Consider the following 21,724-nt stretch of genomic DNA (forward strand, 5'->3'; position numbering starts at 1 on the left):
TCTCTCCTAAATCAGTAGATTCTCTCGATCCACCTGAGGACGTTCCCTTATTCCTTGCCGGAAGTGATTGATGCATCAACATCGAAATCAGCCATAGAAGAAATTCCTTTACGATAACGCTTACATCCACAAAACATCTAGCCGTACATAATCAAATTGAGTATAATGAAGTCCTATGTTCATCCACGGCCCCGGTTGTCCTGCGAGAGGACACCCATTTATTTTGCAAACAAGCATGGCATAATGCTTCATTCGATCAGTCCTGTCCGGCAACTACACCTATGCAATCGGATCGCTGCGTTATGCCCGAAAGAGGAGGATTATGACCTATAAACAACAATGGTTTGGTAATATCCGTGCTGATGTACTGGCAGGGATAACGGTAGCGCTTGCCCTGATCCCGGAAGCGATCGGGTTTTCGATTATTGCAGGAGTAGATCCGATGGTTGGTCTGTACGCTTCGATCTGTATCGCGATTGTGATCTCATTGGCAGGTGGACGTCCAGGGATGATCTCGGCAGCAACAGGTGCGATTGCTGTGCTGGTCGGCACATTGGTTGCGCAGCATGGCGTAGAGTATCTGTTTGCAGCGACGATTCTGGCAGGTGTGTTTCAGATTATACTGGGCTGGCTACGAATTGGACGCTTTATTACATTTATTCCGCAATCGGTTTTGACCGGATTTGTGAATGCGCTGGCGATCGTTATCTTTTCCGCGCAATTGCCGCAGTTTGTAGGCGCGAGCTGGTTGATGTACGCGCTGGTGGGTCTGACGCTTCTTATTATCTATGTGTTACCGCTGTTTACAAAGGCAGTACCTGCCCCACTGGTAGCGATTATTATTGTGTCGCTACTGACGTTCTTCCTGCATCTGGATGTGAAGACGGTAGGCGATATGGGAGATTTGAGTAATAAACTGCCGTTTTTCCATTTGCCTGTTGTGCCGATCGGCTGGGATCTGTTCGTGACGATTTTGCCGTATTCGATCTCGATCGCATTTGTTGGTCTGCTGGAATCGTTGCTCACCGCGACGATTGTGGATGAGATGACCGATACGAAAAGTGATAAAAACCGTGAAGCCAAAGGACAGGGACTTGCGAACATCGTGAGCGGTCTGTTCGGCGGTATGGCTGGGTGCGCGATGATCGGGCAGTCGGTCATTAACGTGAAATCAGGTGGGCGCGGACGCCTGTCTACATTTATCGCAGGCGCATTCCTGCTCGTGCTGCTTGTCGTACTCGGTACAGTGGTACGCGAAGTGCCGATGGCGGCGCTCGTCGGCGTCATGATTATGGTATCGATCGGAACATTTAGCTGGAATTCGCTACGCACGATTCATAAAGTGCCGCTGGCAGAAGCCGTGATTATGGTAACGGTCGTAGTGATCGTCGTGCTGACAGACAATCTATCGATTGGTGTGGGCGTTGGTGTGGTCATGAGTGCACTGCGCTTTGGCTGGAAAATGTCGCAGCTTCATATTACAGAAGCACAGGATTCGTCCAGCGAGCATCGTGTCTATCAGGTGCGCGGACAGATGTTTTTCGGAACGATGAGTCAGTTTATCGATTATTTCAAGCCACAGGATGATTCGGATGAGGTGACAATTGATTTTGCTCGTTCGCATATCTGGGATCATTCGGCAGTGATTGGGATTAGCAAGCTGCGTGATAAATATACCGCAGCTGGCAAAACGATTCATATTCGCGGTCTAAACGAGGAAAGCCGTGAGCTGTATGACCGACTGAATCATGGAACGATTTCATCCGGGCATTGACGGGAAGCCGAATACACGTTATATTGACCCTAGGAGATTATGCCATTTGCACAGTCTTCGCTTGTTCTGGCATTGTGCTATAACGAGCAAAATGGAACCGCAATAGCATGTTTTATTTTCGAATGAGCATAGTGTATCTGACGATATAGACGCTGAAGCATCGGGATGAACCGATGCTTCTTTTTACGAGCAGCGATTGCGCTCCAACTGGCCTGAGTCGTACCCTTGTACGGCTGCACAGCAATGTGCGGACGGGCTGCCCAAATTTTATGAGAATAGGTGAATTCATTGACAACCAACTTTAATTCCTTTGACATTTCGTCTGCTGCGGTAGAACTGCTGGCAGCGAACGGCATTGCCCAGCCGACTGAAGTGCAGCAAGCCTCGATCCCTGTATTGCTAAAGGGTGACGATGCGATCGTACAGGCGAAGACCGGTACAGGTAAGACGCTGGCGTTTTTGCTCCCGATTTTTGAAAAGTTAAACCTGAATGTAACGGGTGCTCCACAGGCACTGATCGTCGCTCCAACGCGCGAGTTGGCACTACAGATCGCTACTGAAGCACGCAAGCTTGCGGATGCATATGAAGGTGTACGCATTCTGGCAGCCTATGGCGGTCAGGACGTTGAGCGTCAGCTGCGTAAGCTAGAAGGCGGCTGTCACCTCGTTGTAGGTACACCGGGACGCCTGCTTGACCATATGGGTCGTGGCACGCTCGATATGACGAAGATCCGTACGCTCGTACTGGATGAAGCGGATCAGATGCTGCATATGGGCTTCCTGAAGGAAGTAGAGCAGATCATTCTGGCAACGTCACCTTCCCGTCAAACGATGCTGTTCTCCGCAACGATTCCTGATGGGATTCGCCGTCTGTCGGCTCAATACATGCGTAAGCCGCATGATATTCGTGTCGGTACAGAAGAAACCGTTCCGCTGAATCTGATCCGTCAGCTTGTTGTAGAATGTACACCACGCGGCAAGCTGGCTGCGTTAAACGAATATATTGAACGTGAACGTCCGTATCTGGCTGTTATTTTCTGCCGTACGAAGCGCCGTGCAGCGAAGCTGAATGAAGAGCTACAGGAAATGGGCTATGCATCGGATGAGCTGCATGGTGATCTGTCTCAGAACAAGCGCGAGCAGGTCATGAAGGCATTTCGTGATGCGAAGCTGCAATTACTCGTTGCTACCGATGTGGCAGCACGCGGTATCGACGTTGAAGGTGTAACTCATGTATTTAACTATGATATCCCGCAGGATGTTGAATATTATATCCACCGTATCGGTCGTACCGGTCGTGCAGGCGGTAAAGGTCGTGCGATCACATTCGTTACGCCACATGATCGTCGTGAGTTAGAGCAGATCGAGCGTGAAACCGGGCAAAATCTGCCGCGTGAAATTTCGAATACGTCGGCACAATCCGAGGATTCTGGCGAGCTGTTATCCAATGTTCGTTCGCCTAAGCCACGTACAGGTTCCAAAACTAGCAACGGTAGCAGCAGAGGCAAACGCAGCGAATCCGGTCGTTCCGAGCGCGCACAGAGCAGCGGCGGTCGCTCCGGCGGTAGACGTTCAGCACGTGGTGCTGGCGGCGAGCGTGGAGGCGCATCAGCATACGGCTCCGATGCTCCAAAGCGTACAGGTAAAAACAAACGCCCAGCCAAATCTGCACGTGCAAGCGAGCAAAATGCAGTATCCAGCTACGATGCAGATGCACCGAAGCGTACAGGCTCCGGTCAATCGCGTACAGGTTCTAGCCAGCGTACAGGCTCTGATCAGCGCAGCGGCAAGCCAGCGCGTTCTGGTGGTAACGGTACAGCGATGTCTCGCCGTACAGATGAGCAGGGCAACTTCCGTCGTGATTCGTCCAAAGGAAACGGAAGCAAATCCGGTAATGGTAGTGGCAATGGACGTAGCCGCGAATACGGACCAGGCAGTCGCCAGAGCAGCAGCCGTTCCACACGCGGTGGCTCCGATGGTGGCAATCGCCGCGGACGTCGTTAATCTATTGTAGGGTGCCTGTAGATGAAAGCAAGCCTACCGTTGCTCGGTAAAAGTAAAAGCATGGTGTAGGATTCAATAGCATGAGTAACTTGCCAGAACAAAATGACGGCACACCAGTATCAGGCTTATCATGTAAATTGAGCGATTAGATCGCAGAATAGCTAGAAAAGGGTGCTCCTATGGAGCATCCTTTTTGTCTGTAGTGCGGTTGGAGTGTGGCTTTGGATGTATCGTCCAATTGTATGTAGACGCTGTAGCTGGGTACTCAAGCTATCTTTTTTGTTAACGATAAAAGAGACAGACGCTAGCTCAAAGTACAGAACTAGCCCGCCATATTGACCACCAATGGGACATATGTCCTTTTCGCGGATGGTAATATACTTTTTAATGGAAACAACAGGAACACAGATAGGAAAAGGGAGGAACACGAAGTGCTGAAAGGAATTCTGTTCGCACTGCTGGGCGGTGCCTGTATTACACTGCAAGGCGTAGCGAACAATCGCATCAGCTATGATATCGGTACATGGCAGGCGGCAACGATTACCCAGCTCACCGGCTTTATTTTAGCAGCTCTGGTGCTGGTGTTTGTAAGGGATGGTAGCTGGAAGGATATGCGTCAGGTGCCGGCACTGTACTGGTTTGGCGGAGCCTTTGCTTCGGTCATTATTTTCAGTGAAGTGACGGCGATTCAATATATTGGCGTTACCTTTACAATTGCGATGCTGCTCATTGCGCAGCTCTGTATGACGTTTGTGATTGATAGTCGAGGCTGGTTTGGTGTACTGCGTCGAAAAGTTACAGTGCCACAATGTATCGGTGTGATGCTGATGATTGCGGGCGTACTGATTTTGAAGCTGTAGGAGGAACGAGATATGGTTATGGGCATATTGCTCGCTATTGTAGCTGGCGCATTGGTCAGCTTGCAGACGATTTTTAACAATCAGGTGAATGCGAGAGCCGGTTCATGGGCGACCACAACACTGGTGCTCGGGATGGGCTTTATTGCTTCATTTATCGCCAGCCTGATCTTTGAGGGTAGCGCGACATTTTCACTGCAAAATATGAAGCCGTGGTATTGGATTAGCGGTGCGATCGGCGTAGGCGTGGTTTTTTGTCTGGTGCAGGGGATTAAGCGTCTGGGTCCGACTTTTGCTACATCGATCGTGCTTATTGCACAGCTCAGTACAGCGCTATTATTTGATACAACAGGCTGGCTGGTTGCGCAGAAGATCCCGCTCACACCGGGGAAAATTATCGGCGTACTCGTCATTATTGCCGGTATTATCGTCTACAAATTCGGTGATCGCTGGGTTGGTAAAGCTGCACGCAGCAAAAAGCCTTCCACGTCACACACGCTAGGACAATAATCGTCGGCAGGCGTCAGGCATAGAATGCTTTAGACTTATAGCTTCAGATCATACTATATAAAGAAAAGGCAGACGGTCGATATGAGCCGTCTGCCTTTTTCGTATTGTAAGTTATTTAAAGCTATTTTTAGAAAGCAAGCGGATCATCTCAGTGTGATGCCATTACACAGGCTGACATTCCTGTGGTCATGCTAGGAAGCAGCAAGATGGCATCCCCATACTTTATCACATGTATCGTATTACATCAGACTGTCATTATAAAAGTAAAGAATCAGACACCCTGACCATAAGGCAATCCGAACCAGCTGCCATCTACCTGAGCACTGAGCAGCTTAGCTTGAGATTCCATTCATAATTGTCTGTAGACTGGCACGCGTATTCTCGTAATTCAGAAACGCTCCCCCAATCTTCGTCAGCATCCATTGCTCATCATGCTTATGATAATGGATCGTGACCGCATTCGGCAGCAGATACACCAGTTCATCCGTCAGATCAAACGGCTCCAGCTTCACGCCAGCGCCAGTCGCATGCAGAAATAATCCTTCAGGTGTGCGAATCCCAATCTCACCGCAGTCGGAGCAATCTGCCCATACATCCACACTATCAAACAGATACGTACCATCCAAGCATCGGAACGTCATATTGACCGCATGTCCGGCATAATGGAAGGTTAACACCTCGTGTTGCCCGTCGCCCCATACTTCATCCGCCTGCGGCTTGAGTGCATCGAGCGCAGGAATTGCGCTACCAGCCAGACAGAGGGGGAGCTGTCCCTGAAATGCATACTGTTCAATCGGAACCGTCGCGATTGCTGCTCTGAATTTGCCGTTCATCGGATCACCACTTTCTGTTAAATGGAGTACGGGTACAAAACCAATGCCTGAAGCGTGTACGCCGTTATGGACATTATACCGTGTTTTACGCAAAAAGCTCATTTTACGCTCAAGTTATACATTCGACATACCAACCGAATTGCCTTCTCTGCTATAGTAGAACATAGTTATAGCTACAAAAGAATAGCATATGACGTTAGCGTAAGCTCAGATACGATCAGGGTCTTTTACGTGAAGCGGTGAGGTTTACGATGTATGGCTCGCTATCCATGTATGTTATCGATATGTGTAGTTAGCACGCTATCTATTCCGAACAACATTGTCCAGATAGCAGGTTCACCGTACTTCCCTCTCCAGCGTAATGCCTTGTCATATAGGACCAAATAGATCAAGCATAACAAACTAGATAAAATAGGAGTGGTGCATACATGAGTATGGAACAAATGCAAAAGCTAAAAAAGAAGCTGCCGGAATGGCTGGAAACGAGCCGTCTGCGTACAGGTCAAGGCGATGTAGCCGCCTATATTCCAGAGCTGGCGAAAGCATCACGTGATACGCTGGGCATTCATATTGCTGATTCACAGGGACAGACGGTATCGGCTGGAGATTGCGGTATGCCGTTTACGATGCAGAGCATTTCCAAAGTGTTCACGCTGATTCTGGCGCTCATGGATCATGGCGAGGAAGCGGTCTTTTATAATGTAGGCAAGGAGCCAACGGGCGATGATTTTAATTCGATGATCAAGCTGGAGCTGGTGGAGCCGGGGATTCCATTTAATCCGTTAATTAATGCAGGGGCGATTACCGTATCGTCGCTCATTGCTGGCGATAGCCCGGAGGAGAAGTCGGAGCGGATTTTGCAATTTTTCCGTAAGCTCGCTGGTAATGATCGACTTGATTACAATATGGATGTGTATCATTCTGAGCTGGAGACAGGTGATCTGAATCGCTCACTGGCTTATTTTCTCAAGCAAAATGGTGTGCTAAAAGACCCGGTGGAGGATGTGCTGTCTGTTTATTTCCGCCATTGCTCGATTGAGGTGGATTGCTCCGATCTGTCGCGTATGGCGCTTGTGCTTGCCTTTGATGGGGTCGATCCGCAGAGTGGAGAGAAGCTGATTCCGCGCCGCTATATCCAGATCGCCAAGACTTTTATGGTTACCTGTGGTATGTATAATGCATCCGGTGAATTTGCGATTGATGTAGGTCTACCTGCGAAAAGTGGTGTGTCCGGCGGTATTATGGCACTTGTACCGGGACAGTATGGAATCGGTATCGTTGGTCCTTCGCTGAATAGTAAAGGTAACAGCATCGCCGGTGTTCATTTACTGGAGCGTCTGTCGAAGGAGTTTGACTGGAGTCTGTTTTAGACGATGTAGTCTCGCTGCCTGAATCACAATTCAAGAGCACCGAATAGCATATGACATCAAATTATCAAACAAAGCCATCAGAGTAGGGACAAATTCCTTACATTCTGATGGCTTTTTTGTGATTACGGTTGACAAGTGATAATGATTATCAGTATCTTAAATGATATGCAACAAATATGAAGTTATGATGAATATCGTAAATCAAGATAATGTTCTCGATACAGCAGTATAGATCAGTATTCGATTCATCAGCGTAAGACAGGCTCAACTGCGCTACGCTGTGAGATTCATATAGGGATGACTGATCAACCCATGTGGAAAGAGGCTTGGTTATGACTCGCAAGACGTTTGTGAAAGGTCGACAGACCTCACCCAAAGAAGAAATCTGGTCACGGCCTTACGCAGCGCTTCTCATTATTATTGGCGGATTGGTTTTACTTGCATTTGGACTGGCATTTTCAGTAGCAAAAGGTAGTCGTGAGATTCCACTGCATGTCGTCTGGCAGGCACTAACGCATTTTGATGCGAACAATCAACTGCATCAGATTATCTGGGAGCTGCGCCTGCCGCGTGCAATTGCAGGGGCGCTTGTCGGTGCTTCGTTCGCTGTCGCCGGGGCGCTGATGCAAGGGATGACGCGTAATCCGCTGGCTGATCCGGGTCTACTCGGGATCAATGCTGGTGCAGGCTTTGTGCTCGCGCTGTGCTTTGCCTTTTTTCCAGGGCTAGCCTTTAACCAGCTGATTTTATTTTCCTTTATCGGCGCTGCGATTAGTGTTGCGCTGGTATATGGGATTGGCTCACTCGCACGTGGAGGTCTAACTCCGGTCAGATTGGCATTAGCTGGTGCGGCTGTAGCTGCGATGCTGGTCGCGCTGTCGGAAGGTATAGCGCTGTACTTCCGCATTTCACAGGATCTCGCATTCTGGTATGCAGGTGGTGTAGCAGGTGTGACGTGGAATCAGGTGGATATTTTATGGCCATGGATTGTTGCAGCTCTAATCGGGGCATTATTGTTATCTCGATCGATAACGATTCTCAGTCTGGGCGATGATGTAGCTGCTGGATTAGGACAGCGTACCGCGCTTATCCGACTTGGCGCTGTGCTTGTCGTGATGGTGCTGGCAGGTGCCTCGGTGTCTACAGTAGGAGCGATTGGCTTTGTTGGCTTGATGGTTCCACATGCGGCGCGTGCACTGGTCGGTGTCGATTATAAATGGATTATTCCGACATCGGCGATTCTTGGTGCGCTGCTGCTCGTCTTTGCCGATACATTTGGCAGATTGCTGAATCCACCGCATGAGCAGCCGGTTAGTGCGCTCATTGCCCTGATCGGGGTTCCTTACTTCTTCTACGTCATTCGGAAGAAAGTGGGGGATAATCTGTGAATGAAGCTGTATTTCACCGTAAACGGACACTGCGCACGCTGATTACATTGATCATACTGGTATTGACCGCCTTTGCAGTGCTGCTGATCAGTATGAATACAGGCTTTACGAAAATGTCGCCACTTGAGGTCTTACGTACATTATTTGGCGGCGGAACACCTCGCGACGAGCTGGTGCTATTCCAGTTCCGCTTGCCGCGTATTGTGATTGCACTGCTGGTCGGTATGGGCTTAGCGGTAGCAGGGGCAATCCTGCAAGGTGTATCGCGTAATGCACTGGCAGATCCCGGTATTCTCGGTATTAACTCTGGTGCTGGCCTTGCGGTCGTATTGTTCGTAGTAACGAATCCGATGCGCGAGTCCGCATCCCCGATGCTGCTACCCGTACTAGCCTTGGTCGGTGCCTTTGCTGCTGCCGCAGGCATTTACCTGATGGCTTATAAAAAGAACAAGGGCATCTCGTCCTCACGTTTGGTGCTATCCGGTATTGCGATGGCAACCGGGATCAATGCACTGATGATTGTGCTCACGCTACAGCTGGACCCCAATGAATTCAACTTCATTGCAACCTGGCAGGCAGGAAGCATCTGGGGAAGTAACTGGAAGTTTGTCGTTGCCTTACTGCCGTGGATCATCGTATTGCTACCCGCGGCACTATGGAAGGCAAGGCAAATGAACGTCTTCTCCCTTGGAGATGATACAGCGACTGGACTTGGTTCGTATCTGAATCGTCAGCGCCTACTGCTGCTGGTGATTGCGGTAGCACTAAGTGCAGCCTGTGTTGCAGTCAGTGGAGGCATCGGCTTTGTTGGACTGCTGGGGCCGCATATCGCTCGGCGACTGGTTGGACCACGATATGAGCATGTGATTCCGGTCAGTGCATTGATCGGCGGCGTACTGTTGCTGGTAGCCGATCTGATCGGGCGTACGTTGATGGACAACTCGGAAATTCCAGCAGGCGTTATGGTTGCGATCATCGGTGGGCCGTACTTCCTGTACCTGCTCGCTCGTTCGCGCACCTAGTCGGCTGGTACACATGATGGAACGATATTTACGTTGAAAATAACTACCGTAGCTAACGCTACGGAATGAACTCATACAATTCATGCTACACATCGCAAGCTAAACTCGAAACACGTCGTAAGCAAAACAATAACAATGATGGTGAGTCTGGCGAATCACGCCGCTAATTATGATATGCAGCTATACCGATACGGATGGGCTGCCTGAAAGGGATGGGTAAATATGGTGCGTTTGATGACTTCCAAACTGGATATTGCTTATGAGGATCGTTTGATTGTAGAGGATCTGAACATTCAGATTCCACAGGGACGTATTACAGCACTTGTGGGTGCGAATGGCTCTGGTAAATCAACGATTTTGAAAACGATGGCACGTATTATGCAGCCGAAAAATGGTTCTGTGCTGCTGGACGGTAAATCGATTCACAAGCAATCGACACGCGAGGTTGCCAAACAGCTCGCTATTTTACCGCAAACGCCAACCGCACCGGAAGGCTTGACCGTAACCGAGCTCGTATCGTATGGTCGTTTCCCATATCAGAAGGGCTTTGGCTCGATGAAGGCAGAGGATAAGGAAAAGATCGCCTGGGCGATGGAAGCAACAGGCATGATCGATTTCCATGATCGTCCGATCGATCAACTATCTGGTGGTCAGCGCCAGCGTGCATGGATTGCCATGTCACTGGCACAGGATACAGATATTCTGTTCCTGGATGAGCCAACAACGTATCTGGATATGGCGCATCAGCTGGAAGTATTGCAATTGCTAGAGAAGCTGAATGCAACGTCCGGTCGTACGATCATCATGGTTGTACATGATCTGAACCATGCGTCTCGCTACGCGCATCATATGATCGCGATCAAGAAGGGCAAAGCAATCGCAGAAGGCTCACCAACTGAAGTTATGACATGTGATGTGCTACGTGATGTATTCGGCATCGAAGCAGATATTATCGTCGATCCACGTAGTGGCGTACCATTGTGCCTACCATATGCGCTCGAAGGTCATACACATGAAGCCGTACAGGCAGAGCAGAAGGTACAGCAGGTTCGCCAGCAAGCACCGATTCTGCAAGCCGTTCGTAACTGATCGCAAGCAGAACAGCAAGGATCAGTTGATTGCAAAAGCATCAATACGGAAGTATCAATACTCAAGTAGCAAGGCGAAGTCTATTGCTGAATATTTATTACTATTGTATGTTTCGCTTCTATTAGAACGATATATAAATACAACGTTATGTAAAGAGCCACAGTCGATACGATTGTGGCTCTTTTGCTATGTTTTTTGTTTGAGGTGAGAGCTATATATAGAACAATAGCAGCAACAAAGGTGTATTTTAATGGCGGATAGATCAGATTCCACGCATCCTCATTTCAGGCTATGCACTTTCTCATATTACAGTTGTGAAAATATGAACAAAGTATGAACATCCATATAACCTATTGCATTGTGACAAAAATCACAATATAATAATCACATAAGGTGAAAACATTCACAAACCAATCGTTTCCACCATACCCCAATCGGTAACGCTTATCGTCATCCAGCAGAATCATCCTCATATGCTTCGATGTAGATGACGTAGCCATTGCCAATCATACAGACAGAATCGTTCTTGCTAATGAGCCGAACGATAAGGTAGCAAACGACAGCATTGAAGGATGCTCAAGTAGAAGCAGCAGTAAGAAGGGATCAACTGGCTCCAGGTAAATGTAGACCCTGTAGACCAGATCCGATTCACAGAAGTAGACGAGTCGCTTCAAGCATCAACCGTAGTCGTTTCGCATTATTACGAATGTGAATGTATTCACTAAGTTGTCTGCCCATTCCGCAACGATGCGTGATGGAGCAATGAACTGCTGCACATGTCGGAATGGATAACAGGCTTTACACAAATATAGAACCACACAGGAGGAAGAAATCATGAAAGTAGCTGTTATTGGATGTACACACGCAGGAACCGCCGCCATCGTCAACACCGCTAAGCTGTACCCGGATGCTGAGATTACCGTTTACGAGCGTAACGATAATATTTCGTTCTTATCTTGCGGTATTGCACTGTATGTAGGTGGAGTCGTCGAGGATGCACAGGGACTGTTCTATTCGTCGCCACAGCAACTGGCCGAGCTAGGTGTAACGACCAAAATGCTGCATGAAGTGACCTCCGTCGATACCGATGCCAAAACATTAACCGCACGCAATCTGAACACAGGTGAAGTGCTGACCGATACATTTGACAAATTAATCGTAACGACTGGATCGTGGCCAATCATTCCGAAGTTCGAAGGCATCGAGCTAAACAATATCGTCCTGTCGAAAAACTTCAATCACTCCAATACGATCATCGAAAAAGCGAAAACCGCACGCAACATCGTCGTTGTCGGCGCAGGCTATATCGGTGTCGAGCTGGTCGAAGCGTTCCAGATGAATGGTAAACAGGTGACTCTGATCGACGCAGAGGATCGCATTTTGAGCAAATATCTCGATCCAGAATTCACTGCACGTACCGAGCAAACATTGACCGAGCAAGGAATTCAACTGGCGCTGAACGAGAAGGTTGTACGCTTTGAAGGTGAGAATGGCAATGTGACGACCGTTGTTACCGACCGTGGTGAGCATACTGCGGATATGGTTATTCTGTGCATCGGCTTCCGTCCACAAACCGAGCTGCTTGCCGGACAGGTCGACATGCTGCCGAACGGTGCGATCATCGTCGATAAATACATGCAAACAAGCAAGAAGGACGTATACGCTGCGGGCGATAGCTGCGCGATCTACTACAACCCAACAGGTCAGCACGCCTATATCCCACTCGCAACGAATGCAGTTCGTATGGGTACACTGGTCGCACGCAATCTGGTGCAGCCAACTACTGAATATATGGGCACACAGGGCACATCCGGTATCAAAATCTACGAAGACAATATCGCGGCAACCGGTATGACCGAAACTGCTGCGCGTCTGGCTGGACTGGATGTAGAAGCATCGACAATCGAGGATAACTATCGTCCAGAGTTTATGCCTACGCATGAGAAAGTAACCTTGAAGGTCGTCTACGAGAAAACAAGCCGCCGCATTCTGGGAGCCCAGATCATGTCGCACGCTGACCTGACCCAGTCGATCAATACGATCTCGGTATTCATTCAAGCTGGCATGACCGTCGATCAGCTCGCCTTTGTCGACTTCTTCTTCCAGCCGCACTATAACAAACCGTGGAACTACCTGAATAGCGTAGGTCTGCAAGCATTGCCTCCAGTGGCTGTGAAGGAGCCTGTGAACGCGTAAGGGACGTAACGTTCGGGTGTAGATGAGTTTTGAGGTAGATGAATTGGAGTTTTAAAGATGGCAATTGCTGTACAGGAAATAGAAGTGAAAGAACTAGATCAGGTTGCGATGACGAAGTTGCTGTACTTGAATCCACGTTACACATGCTGGATGAAGATAGACATATGTGTTCAGAATGTTTGATATAAACGAAAGCCTACTTGCGGTTTGGATGCAAGTAGGCTTTTTATTTTTTTGGAGCTCATGTGTCTTTTTTGGTGAAATAAAGAAATGTGTCCTACTATACTTTATTAGCTGAGCAGAAAGGAAGTTAACCAATAAATACAATAGCATCTTCGCGTTGAAATGCCTTTGGTAGATTGGTTTGTAGAAGATGGATTCTCGATAGCATTTGTTCTCGTACATCATCTTTTATATGTTCATCCACCCAGCTTAGTAATACATCTAACTCATGGATGAAGCAATCAGCCTCTGTTTTTGTCAGATCAATTCCGTATTGAATGTTAATAATCCACTCTGTATGTATAGATTCAATAGCAGGAAGCCAATACGTTTCGAATGAACGCTGTCCAGCGACTGGAATCGTGAACAGTTGTTCAAATTCATTCTGTGGATCTAAAATAATTGCTGAAACAGCCATAGGATAGTACCTCCATTATTCGAATTTTTGATGTCTATCATCAGAAGTTGAGCATTAAATGATCATATTTTTTGCAAAGTTAGTCTTTAATTTCTAGAAATATAATAATTTCATTTTCCCACAGCTATAACCACACTTCACATCCGAATATTAAAAATGAAAATTCAAATATTTAAAATAATTCCCTCCTTCACCCTCTCAACGTGATATTTGTTACTTTTTTCACAAAGTCAATCTATTAAAATTGAAATATGCAAATAACCGCTGATTACAGGCGAAAATAAAGTGAATTCCTGCTGTATCGATAGATATCGAAGACAAGCATGCTTCTGTCTAGGTCTCCTTCATCCAGCAATGAATTCCTCAAAGGAGAGAACCTTCATTATGGCTTATTACAAACCGCAGCAGATCGCGCTCAACACCATTGATACAGGTGTGACCAAGGCGCGCTCTAGCTGGACGCAGATGCTGGTGCTGGGTTTTTTGGCAGGTGCATTTATTGCGCTTGGTTTCTTGCTGGATATTCGGGTGATTGCTAGTATGCCGGAGGAATGGGGGAGCTTTGCTAATTTTGTGGGCGCTTCGTTATTCCCGGTAGGTCTGATTCTCGTGCTTGTTGCTGGGGGAGAGCTACTAACGGGCAATATGATGGCAGTGCCGCTGGCGCGCATGGCGGGGCGTATTCGTACGCTGGAGGTGGTACGTAATCTGTTTGCGATCACGATCGCGAACCTACTGGGCGCGTTATTCGTTGCTTATTTCTTTGGACATGTGGTTGGAATGACAGAGACGGGGCCTTATCTTGCGAAGACGGTCGAGATGGCAGGGCATAAGCTGGAGGGAAGCTTTCTGCAAATGTTTATATCCGGTATTGGCTGTAACTGGCTTGTAGCGCTGGCAGTCTGGTTATCCTACAGTGCGGACAATATTAGCGGCAAAGTGCTAGGCATCTGGTTCCCAACGATGGCGTTCGTCGCTATCGGATTCCAGCACGTTGTAGCGAATATGTTCCTGATCCCGGCTGCGATCTTCGCTGGATACTATTCATGGGGACAGTACGCGATGAACTTTGTTCCGGTATGGCTTGGTAATCTGACAGGTGGTGCATTGTTCGTCGCCTGTGCTTATTTTACAGCGTATATTCGTCCTATGAGAGCAGGAACGGCTCCAGCTTCACCAGCAGATCACACGAATCATACAACGCAGCCAGAACCTGCTGTACAGCCAGGAACAGGCGCTGCTGTAGCACTGCCGCTTCAGCATAGCGAGCAGGCGCATGTGTGAGCGAAAACTATAGTTCCTCTTCCATAACTCCTCTTTCATAAATGGAAGGGAGCATGTGCAGGACTAGGGAAGGTGCTGTAGGTTGGAATCGTATCATCTACATGTTGAATGTACTGAGTACCACATAGTAAACACTGAACACTAAATGCTGGGTACCAAATGCTGAATACTAAATACTAAATACCAAAGCACCTTCTACTGAGATATTAGACGACTCACATCTACTAATATTCAGCGCAAGGTGCTTTTTTTGTAGCTAAATTGGGGAATACTAGTTGTAGCACGGATTACATATCATAAGCATTGCTATGTGATCATATCTAAATCTACACTTAGAAGCAGAAGCAGAAGCAGAAGCAGAAGCAGAAGCAGAAGCAGAAGCAATAGCTTGTAAAATAGACGAAACCAGACAGCCACCTCCCAGTATTCAGTCTCGTTTCAAAATATGATGATCGGGTAATAAATGGATTGATGTGTCGCAGAACGAATCAAGAGGTGCAGTATGGAAAAGTTGAATGAATATAAGTGGAATGAAATGATCCAAAAACAAAACGAGATGGAGCAGGAGCTACGGCAGCTTCAGCAGCAGCTTGCCAGCGAACAGCAGGCACGCCAGCAGGCGGAGCAGTCTGCTGAGAATAAGTCGCGCTTCATCGCCATGCTGAGCCATGAGATTCGTACACCGATGAATGGAATTTTGTCCATGAGCGAGCTGCTACGCAATACGAGTCTGGATGAGGAGCAGCAGGGCTATCTTCATGTGCTGCATACGAGCAGTGAATCGCTGATGGCACTTGTGAACAATTTGCTCGATATTGGCAAGATTGAAGCAGGGAAAATGAAGCTTGCACGCGACCCGTTTGATCTGATCAACACGATGGAGGATTTGACGTATGCGCTGGCACCACGCGCCTTTGAAAAAGGTGTGCAGGTGCATTTGAATGTACATTCAGATATTCCGCTATTCGTGATCGGCGATGCGCTCAAGGTGCGTCAGATCATTATGAATCTGCTGCAAAATGCGATCAAATTTACGGAAAAAGGCGATATTAGTGTATCGCTATTTATGTTGCCGAATGATGATCTCGACCGATTAACGGTAAAGGTATCTGTAGAAGATACAGGCATCGGTATTCCACCGGAGCGTCTGAACGATATTTTCAAAATGTATGAGCAAATGCATGAGCAGAGCGAGCATATGCACCAGGGCACCGGGCTTGGACTGGCGATCTGTAAGCAGCTCACTGAGCTGATGGGTGGCACGATTCAAGCGGAAAGTCTGGATGGTGTGGGTACCTCGGTTAGTATTACGCTGGAATTTGAACGGTATACCGATCTACCATCGATTCCATTTAAGGACAATGTGCTGCATGATTTGCGAATTTTGTTGCTGGAGCACAATGCGATCTGTCGTGGATTGATTCATGACATGCTGGTGGAATGGGGCGCGCATGTAACGATTGCAGATGATATGGATGAGCGTTTCTTTGATGAGCTGTATCATCATGATTATGATCTGGTGCTGGTCGATCTGGATATGCTGGATCGCGAGCGCTGGATACGCGAGCGGACGAAGATTCAGAAGCAGCAGCTATTCCTGCTTGCTCCGCTGGGTGAAAAGGTCGAGGGCGAATTCCGCGATACCTTCGAGACGGTGATCACGAAGCCAATCCGTAAAATTCATTTGCTCAATAGCATTCTGGCGCTACAGCAAGGACATCGTTAAAAGATATGGACATCTTATGATCCTAACGTACACGAATGATCCGAATATACACATGAGCTATTTGTACAAAATAGACTAAAAATGACCTGCCTGCTGGCGGGTCATTTGTTTATCTATATGATGGATTGAATTATGTATACGATAGCGACAGGAATTAAGCTGAAAATAGACAAAATGAAATCCGCCATGTCGCGGTTCGGGGGAACGAAACCGTGATATGGCGGATTCCGGGAGTGGTCCATGATATGACAGAGGGTGAGAATGAAGGGGACATCACTCTCGCCAAATGCCGTTACTTATTGTTAAACGGGCGCCGACCGATTGAAACATAACTGAATTTAAAATAACTAAAAAATTTGCAGTAGATTCTTCCATCTTCGATTCCAGCATAAACAGGTGCGTTTTTAATGGTGAAATAGGGCAACGGATCGCTTACTATTGTCTTCCACATTGTTATATGATTTCGCGATTTGGCAGGAGTCTGCACTTAACCACATACATCGTTATTCCAGCTCGAAAAAGGATACGGTGTACCTTGCCTATTCAGCTCCTTATCCGTGTAAAGCGGCAAAGGATATGCTTGCCCATTATAACTGCCATGAAGCATACTAGAAGCTATGTGTTTGATCGATCATTTTGAACATGAATACATATGTCTGCCGGGTTAATGGCAGCACTTGCAGTTGATTATACAGCATAGAGGCATGCTTGCGATTAGCAGGTCTACCTAGGGAAAGGAATTCATCATGCGCTGGCTCAAAACATATCCACGGGAAATTCAAGTCTTTCTACTCGCCAGTCTGCTCAACGCAGCAGGCGGGTCTTTGATGTGGCCACTCGTCACATTATTCGTTTATCAGGAGCTAGGGCGTCCGATGCAGGATGCCGGGCTGGTGGTGCTCTTACAATCACTTGGTGGTATTATTGGGCAGCTATTAGGTGGCGCGCTCTATCATCGATTGGGTGTACGGCGTCTGATCGTAGGCTCGCTGCTGTTAAATGGGGCATTCTTGTTCACATTACCAGCCGTTAGCAGCCATTTTCCATTATTCATGGGGGCAATGGTGTTTATCGGATTGTTCAACTCTATGTCGATGCCAGCGATTCAGGCGTTTATCGGCTTCCGGTTTGCGGATCGGCGGGGAGAGCTATTTAATATCGTGTATGTAGCGAATAATATCGGGGTTGCGCTGGGGACGGCATTGTGTGGCGTGCTGGCGGATATTTCGTATTATTTATCATTTGTCATTAATGGGATCAGCTGCGTTGGATTTGCGATCTTTTTCTTTGTGTACCTGGGTAAGATCGGGACAGCCGATCCGTCTCAAATCGATGATAATAATCCGGGACGCCCCAAGTCTGCGCCGGGCGAACGAACAGGCTGGCTGCTACGGCAGGTGCGTGTGTACTTGTTTATGGGGATTGCAACAATGTTTCTATGGCTGGGCAATTCGATCTGGAATACAGGCGTATCGCCGCATATCGTCAGCTCTGGTCTGCTGATTAGCTATTACAGTCTGCTCTGGACGCTAAATGGTGTACTGATCTTTGCCGGACAGCCATTTGTGAATCTGGTACGGCGACTATTTGCGCGCACCGCACAGGCGCAGATGACAGCAAGTGCTGTCTTTTATTTGCTCGGGTACATTGTCATTTTAACGTATCCGGGGTATCCAGCCTTTGTTATTGCGATGGTGCTGACAACGTTTGGTGAAATGCTCATCTCGCCAGCGATTCCGTCCTTTGTATCGGAACGCACAGGTGCGTATGCGCCATTTTATCTCGGTGTTGCAGGTGGGATTGGTGCAGTCGGTCGTGTCATCGGGCCATATGTAATGGGTGTGTTTTATGATCGGGGTGGATTGATGCCAGTGACATGGGTGGCAGTCGCGGCTGCCATTCTGTCGTTGCTGTTTTATATGGTACACAGTGCAGCGCAGCGGCATGGGGCGCAGCTACAGCAACGGCAGTAAGATTAATTAAGGGTAGAGGCAGCAGAGAAGTATGGCAGTAGGATAGTAGGTTGATAAATCGTTAAACTATAGCAGGGAACATAGGCTTACTGACGGTAGTGAAGCGAATAAGGGAGGATAGCCGGAGATTTTGTAAAACGGACGCGGTGCAGTGTAAAACTTTGACTCCTCGATGTTAAGTATGGAGTGAGCAGTGCTATAATAAGCCATACAGGCGAACAATAGCGCTAAGACGTTGGTGATGTACATTTCATGCCAGCGTCTATATGCTTGACCATTGCCTGATTGGATGGGCATAGCCCAGACCGCTGCTTTTTCCGAAAGGAGTCCTGTCATGTCGATCCCATTGACTTCTGAAACGATCATTCGCCCCTCTACAATGAAGGATGCTCGTCAGCTGATGCAGCTGGATCAGCTTGTGTGGAATCATTTGAATACACCGTCGGTCTTTTACTGCTCATCTCGCCGTCAATATTTGCAGGCTTGTCCGCCTGGCAGTCAGCTCCTGGCTGTGCATGGAGATCAGGTATGTGGATATGTTGGCTTTGGTTATCCGCAATCGTTTACCGTTAGCCAGCATGTGTATGATATTCATATCGCGGTGCATCCGGATTATCGTCGTCAGGGCATTGCCAGACGGCTGCTGGATGCATTATGTGAGCATGCGCGTACACGACATATTCGTAAGCTAACGCTACGGGTGCTGTCGACCAATACAGAAGCCGTCCACTTTTACGACAAATACGGATTCGTCGAAAATGGACGGCTTCAGGAACAATTTTATATTCATGGACGATATGTGGATGACATTTTAATGACGTACTGGCTGTAGCCTACAGGTTATAAGGATGCTGTCCGTATACGCTTTTGGTGATCAGCTCGGTCAGCTCTTCCTTTTGCGCCCGGTATGTATCAGGCGTGATACTTCCGTCAATCAGTCGCTGCGTAAGCAGCTCGTTCATTTGTGCAACCTGCAGGTCGATAACCGCCTGCGGGTTTTTGTTGTTGCGGCGGGCAGTGTCTGCCAGGCTACCACCCTCGTACAGGTCATCATAGACATCCTCATCTGAATCGGCGCCAACTGTACTCAAGAACGGGTCCTGCTGTTGCCGGACAACAGAAGAGCCAGTGGACGTTTTAACGGCTGCCTGTGCGTTGGCTTGCTCTCCGAGCAACAGACTGCTGATTGCGATGCCAAGCAGCAGTGTACTGATCATCCTTTTGCCCTTGCGAGCATGGTGATTAATGGTCGTGCGTTTCATATGGATACCTCTCTTTGCTATGCATTCATAATGAGTTGTTGCATAGCTATCATAACCGAGCTGGCTTAAATCAAACTTAAATTGACGTAAAGGGGAGATAAAAGTTTGGTGTTGTCAGTGTGAGAAGTAAAAGGAGAAAAAAGTATAAGATCCCTATCGTGAGCAGTGAAGTAATTAATCTAGATCAAGGTAATCCGTTTTGAGCATCACGGTATCATAGTAGGTGATTTTCTGAATGATACGCTGCATATGGGAGAGCGTTTCGGTCATTTGAAGTTCGATTCGCTTTTTGTGCTGTTCAAGGAAGTTACGGCGATCGAGTAAGGTTTCATCGCCTTGAAAGATCATATCTACATACGTTTTGATCTCATCTAGTGTCATGCCTGTGCTTTTGAGTGCAATAACGAATTTGAGCCAGTTCATTTGTTCATCTGAATACACGCGTCGTCCACTTTCATTACGAGAAACCGCAGGCAGCAAGCCTTCTTTTTCATAATACCGTAGCGTAGAAGCATTCAGTCCGACTATAGTTTCCACTTCGCTGATCGAGTACGTCAATATTCTCACCTCTTAAAGTTAACTTTAACTTCAGTGTTAGCGTTCTCCTAACACGATGTTTAATGAAAAGTGATTTTTGCGAAGCAAAATATCTTACAGCTTCAGTGTATGCGATTGGGTGCTGAGTGTATAGCAATGATTAATCATGTAACTGGCTTTTATTGAATACTATAAATAATAAGTCTCACGCCAGCTTGAAGATATGAATACATTATGCGTATCTAATAGGTAAACAGAGCTATCTATACAAGATAGCTCTGCGTAGAAATAATGCTAGCATAGATCGCCCGTTCGATTCGCTAGATTGCGGATGTCTAGTATGTTAATAACAGACTACTTTAGGTCAGCTAGGAGAATAGATAGAACATCGCTGTTTATATTATTCCTTGAAATCAGCGTTTTGCGTAACTTCCTTCCATTCTTCAATGGATTGAAGCAAGGTATTCAACTTATGTGTAGCAGCGGCATAGGCAGCGTTGCCCAGCAGTAGACGCAGTGGAGGCTTGTCGCTTTCGACGATCTGTAGCACCGCTTCGGCTGCCTTTTGCGGATCACCGGGCTCTTTTCCAGCCGCATCCGGCGTAACGATCATGTCCATAAATGATTGATATTCTGCAATGGACGAGGACGTTTTAACCGATGATCGACCTGCCCAATCGGTACGGAAGCTGCTAGGCTCGATTAAGGATACATGGATGTTAAACGGTGCCACCTCTTGAGCCAGACTCTCGGAAATGCCTTCTACAGCATATTTAGTTGCATGATAGTATCCAAGCGTCGGGAACGATGCCAGACCACCAATCGAGGAAAAATTGATGATATGTCCAGAACGCTGGTTGCGCATATGTGGTAAGACCGCATTGGTCATATGCATCAAGCCCCAGAAGTTGATCTCAAACATTTTACGTGTTTCTTCCTCCACGCTTTCCTCTACCGAACTAAAATAGCCGATACCTGCATTGTTGACAAGTACATCGATCGAGCCAAAGTGAGTCAATGTATGCTGTACAGCAGCTTGAATTTGCTCTGGTTGAGTGACATCCAGAGGTAAAGCGAGTACACGATCCTCTCGATCTTTCGCCAGGTCAGCAATAGCCTCCAACTGGCGTGCAGTCACTACGACCCGATAACCTGCCTGAATAGCTTGCTCTGCAAGCACACGACCAAACCCGGTAGAACAGCCTGTGATCAACCATACTTTATTTTGTGACATTGAAAAGCTCCTTTGCGTTAGGGTG

The 21,724-nt window shown here is 47.6% G+C and carries 18 protein-coding genes; 13 read left to right on the forward strand and 5 right to left on the reverse strand.

Annotation, left to right across the window (positions count from 1 at the left end; all coding sequences use genetic code 11):
* The first annotated feature begins 322 nt into the window (after nucleotides 1–322).
* From SK066_RS02910 to SK066_RS02925, 4 genes are all read left to right on the forward strand, one after another.
* Complete coding sequence (locus tag SK066_RS02910) at nucleotides 323–1,774, forward strand: SulP family inorganic anion transporter (RefSeq protein WP_320543579.1); 1,452 nt, start codon at nucleotides 323–325, stop codon at nucleotides 1,772–1,774.
* A gap of 288 nt (nucleotides 1,775–2,062) precedes the next feature.
* Nucleotides 2,063–3,778, forward strand: a complete 1,716-nt coding sequence (locus SK066_RS02915; protein WP_320543580.1) for a DEAD/DEAH box helicase — start codon at nucleotides 2,063–2,065, stop codon at nucleotides 3,776–3,778.
* Between the two features lie 434 nt (nucleotides 3,779–4,212).
* On the forward strand, nucleotides 4,213–4,638 hold the full coding sequence (locus tag SK066_RS02920) for a DMT family transporter (protein WP_250344560.1): 426 nt from the start codon (nucleotides 4,213–4,215) through the stop codon (nucleotides 4,636–4,638).
* Nucleotides 4,639–4,650: 12 nt separating this feature from the next.
* On the forward strand, nucleotides 4,651–5,145 hold the full coding sequence (locus SK066_RS02925) for a DMT family transporter (protein ID WP_320543581.1): 495 nt from the start codon (nucleotides 4,651–4,653) through the stop codon (nucleotides 5,143–5,145).
* A 332-nt stretch (nucleotides 5,146–5,477) separates the two neighbouring features.
* On the opposite strand, the gene SK066_RS02930 is transcribed toward SK066_RS02925, so the two are convergent.
* Nucleotides 5,478–5,978, reverse strand: coding sequence for a hypothetical protein (locus tag SK066_RS02930; RefSeq protein WP_320543582.1), 501 nt, complete (start codon nucleotides 5,976–5,978; stop codon nucleotides 5,478–5,480).
* Nucleotides 5,979–6,406: 428 nt separating this feature from the next.
* On the opposite strand from SK066_RS02930, the gene glsA reads away from it, so the two are divergent.
* The 5 genes from glsA (at nucleotide 6,407) to SK066_RS02955 (ending at nucleotide 13,043) form a co-directional block, all read left to right on the forward strand.
* Nucleotides 6,407–7,348, forward strand: a complete 942-nt coding sequence (gene glsA, locus SK066_RS02935; RefSeq protein ID WP_320543583.1) for a glutaminase A — start codon at nucleotides 6,407–6,409, stop codon at nucleotides 7,346–7,348.
* 332 nt (nucleotides 7,349–7,680) lie between these two features.
* Entirely contained in the window at nucleotides 7,681–8,736 is a 1,056-nt protein-coding gene (locus SK066_RS02940) for a FecCD family ABC transporter permease (RefSeq protein ID WP_320543584.1), read from the forward strand.
* A complete protein-coding gene (locus tag SK066_RS02945) occupies nucleotides 8,733–9,758 on the forward strand; it encodes a FecCD family ABC transporter permease (protein WP_188774213.1) in 1,026 nt (341 codons plus the stop codon). The genes SK066_RS02940 and SK066_RS02945 overlap by 4 nt, the downstream gene beginning before the upstream one ends.
* A gap of 222 nt (nucleotides 9,759–9,980) precedes the next feature.
* A complete protein-coding gene (locus SK066_RS02950) occupies nucleotides 9,981–10,847 on the forward strand; it encodes an ABC transporter ATP-binding protein (protein ID WP_320543585.1) in 867 nt (288 codons plus the stop codon).
* An 834-nt stretch (nucleotides 10,848–11,681) separates the two neighbouring features.
* Nucleotides 11,682–13,043 (forward strand): FAD-dependent oxidoreductase, encoded by a 1,362-nt coding sequence (locus tag SK066_RS02955; protein WP_320543586.1) that lies wholly within the window; start codon nucleotides 11,682–11,684, stop codon nucleotides 13,041–13,043.
* Nucleotides 13,044–13,353: 310 nt separating this feature from the next.
* Here the strand turns inward: SK066_RS02955 and SK066_RS02960 are convergent, their stop codons facing one another.
* Nucleotides 13,354–13,683, reverse strand: coding sequence for a hypothetical protein (locus tag SK066_RS02960; protein ID WP_320543587.1), 330 nt, complete (start codon nucleotides 13,681–13,683; stop codon nucleotides 13,354–13,356).
* Between the two features lie 384 nt (nucleotides 13,684–14,067).
* Between SK066_RS02960 and SK066_RS02965 the strand changes: the two genes are divergently transcribed.
* From SK066_RS02965 to SK066_RS02980, 4 genes are all read left to right on the forward strand, one after another.
* A complete protein-coding gene (locus SK066_RS02965) occupies nucleotides 14,068–14,967 on the forward strand; it encodes a formate/nitrite transporter family protein (RefSeq protein WP_320543588.1) in 900 nt (299 codons plus the stop codon).
* 502 nt (nucleotides 14,968–15,469) lie between these two features.
* Nucleotides 15,470–16,693, forward strand: a complete 1,224-nt coding sequence (locus SK066_RS02970) for an ATP-binding response regulator (protein ID WP_320543589.1) — start codon at nucleotides 15,470–15,472, stop codon at nucleotides 16,691–16,693.
* A 746-nt stretch (nucleotides 16,694–17,439) separates the two neighbouring features.
* Nucleotides 17,440–18,666: an MFS transporter gene (locus SK066_RS02975; protein ID WP_320543590.1), complete on the forward strand. Its 1,227-nt coding sequence runs from the start codon at nucleotides 17,440–17,442 to the stop codon at nucleotides 18,664–18,666.
* Between the two features lie 334 nt (nucleotides 18,667–19,000).
* Nucleotides 19,001–19,498, forward strand: a complete 498-nt coding sequence (locus SK066_RS02980) for a GNAT family N-acetyltransferase (RefSeq protein WP_188774206.1) — start codon at nucleotides 19,001–19,003, stop codon at nucleotides 19,496–19,498.
* Between the two features lies 1 nt (nucleotide 19,499).
* Here SK066_RS02980 and SK066_RS02985 read toward each other — a convergent pair whose 3' ends face one another.
* The 3 genes from SK066_RS02985 to SK066_RS02995 all read right to left on the reverse strand — a co-directional run bounded on the left by SK066_RS02985 (nucleotide 19,500) and on the right by SK066_RS02995 (nucleotide 21,699).
* On the reverse strand, nucleotides 19,500–19,928 hold the full coding sequence (locus tag SK066_RS02985; protein ID WP_320543591.1) for a hypothetical protein: 429 nt from the start codon (nucleotides 19,926–19,928) through the stop codon (nucleotides 19,500–19,502).
* 174 nt (nucleotides 19,929–20,102) lie between these two features.
* Complete coding sequence (locus SK066_RS02990; RefSeq protein ID WP_320543592.1) at nucleotides 20,103–20,486, reverse strand: MerR family transcriptional regulator; 384 nt, start codon at nucleotides 20,484–20,486, stop codon at nucleotides 20,103–20,105.
* Between the two features lie 379 nt (nucleotides 20,487–20,865).
* Nucleotides 20,866–21,699, reverse strand: coding sequence for an oxidoreductase (locus tag SK066_RS02995; protein WP_320543593.1), 834 nt, complete (start codon nucleotides 21,697–21,699; stop codon nucleotides 20,866–20,868).
* Nucleotides 21,700–21,724 lie beyond the last annotated feature (25 nt).

The sequence above is a fragment of the Paenibacillus hunanensis genome (assembly GCF_034055775.1).
GTDB classification, from domain to species: Bacteria; Bacillota; Bacilli; order Paenibacillales; family Paenibacillaceae; genus Saccharibacillus; species Saccharibacillus hunanensis.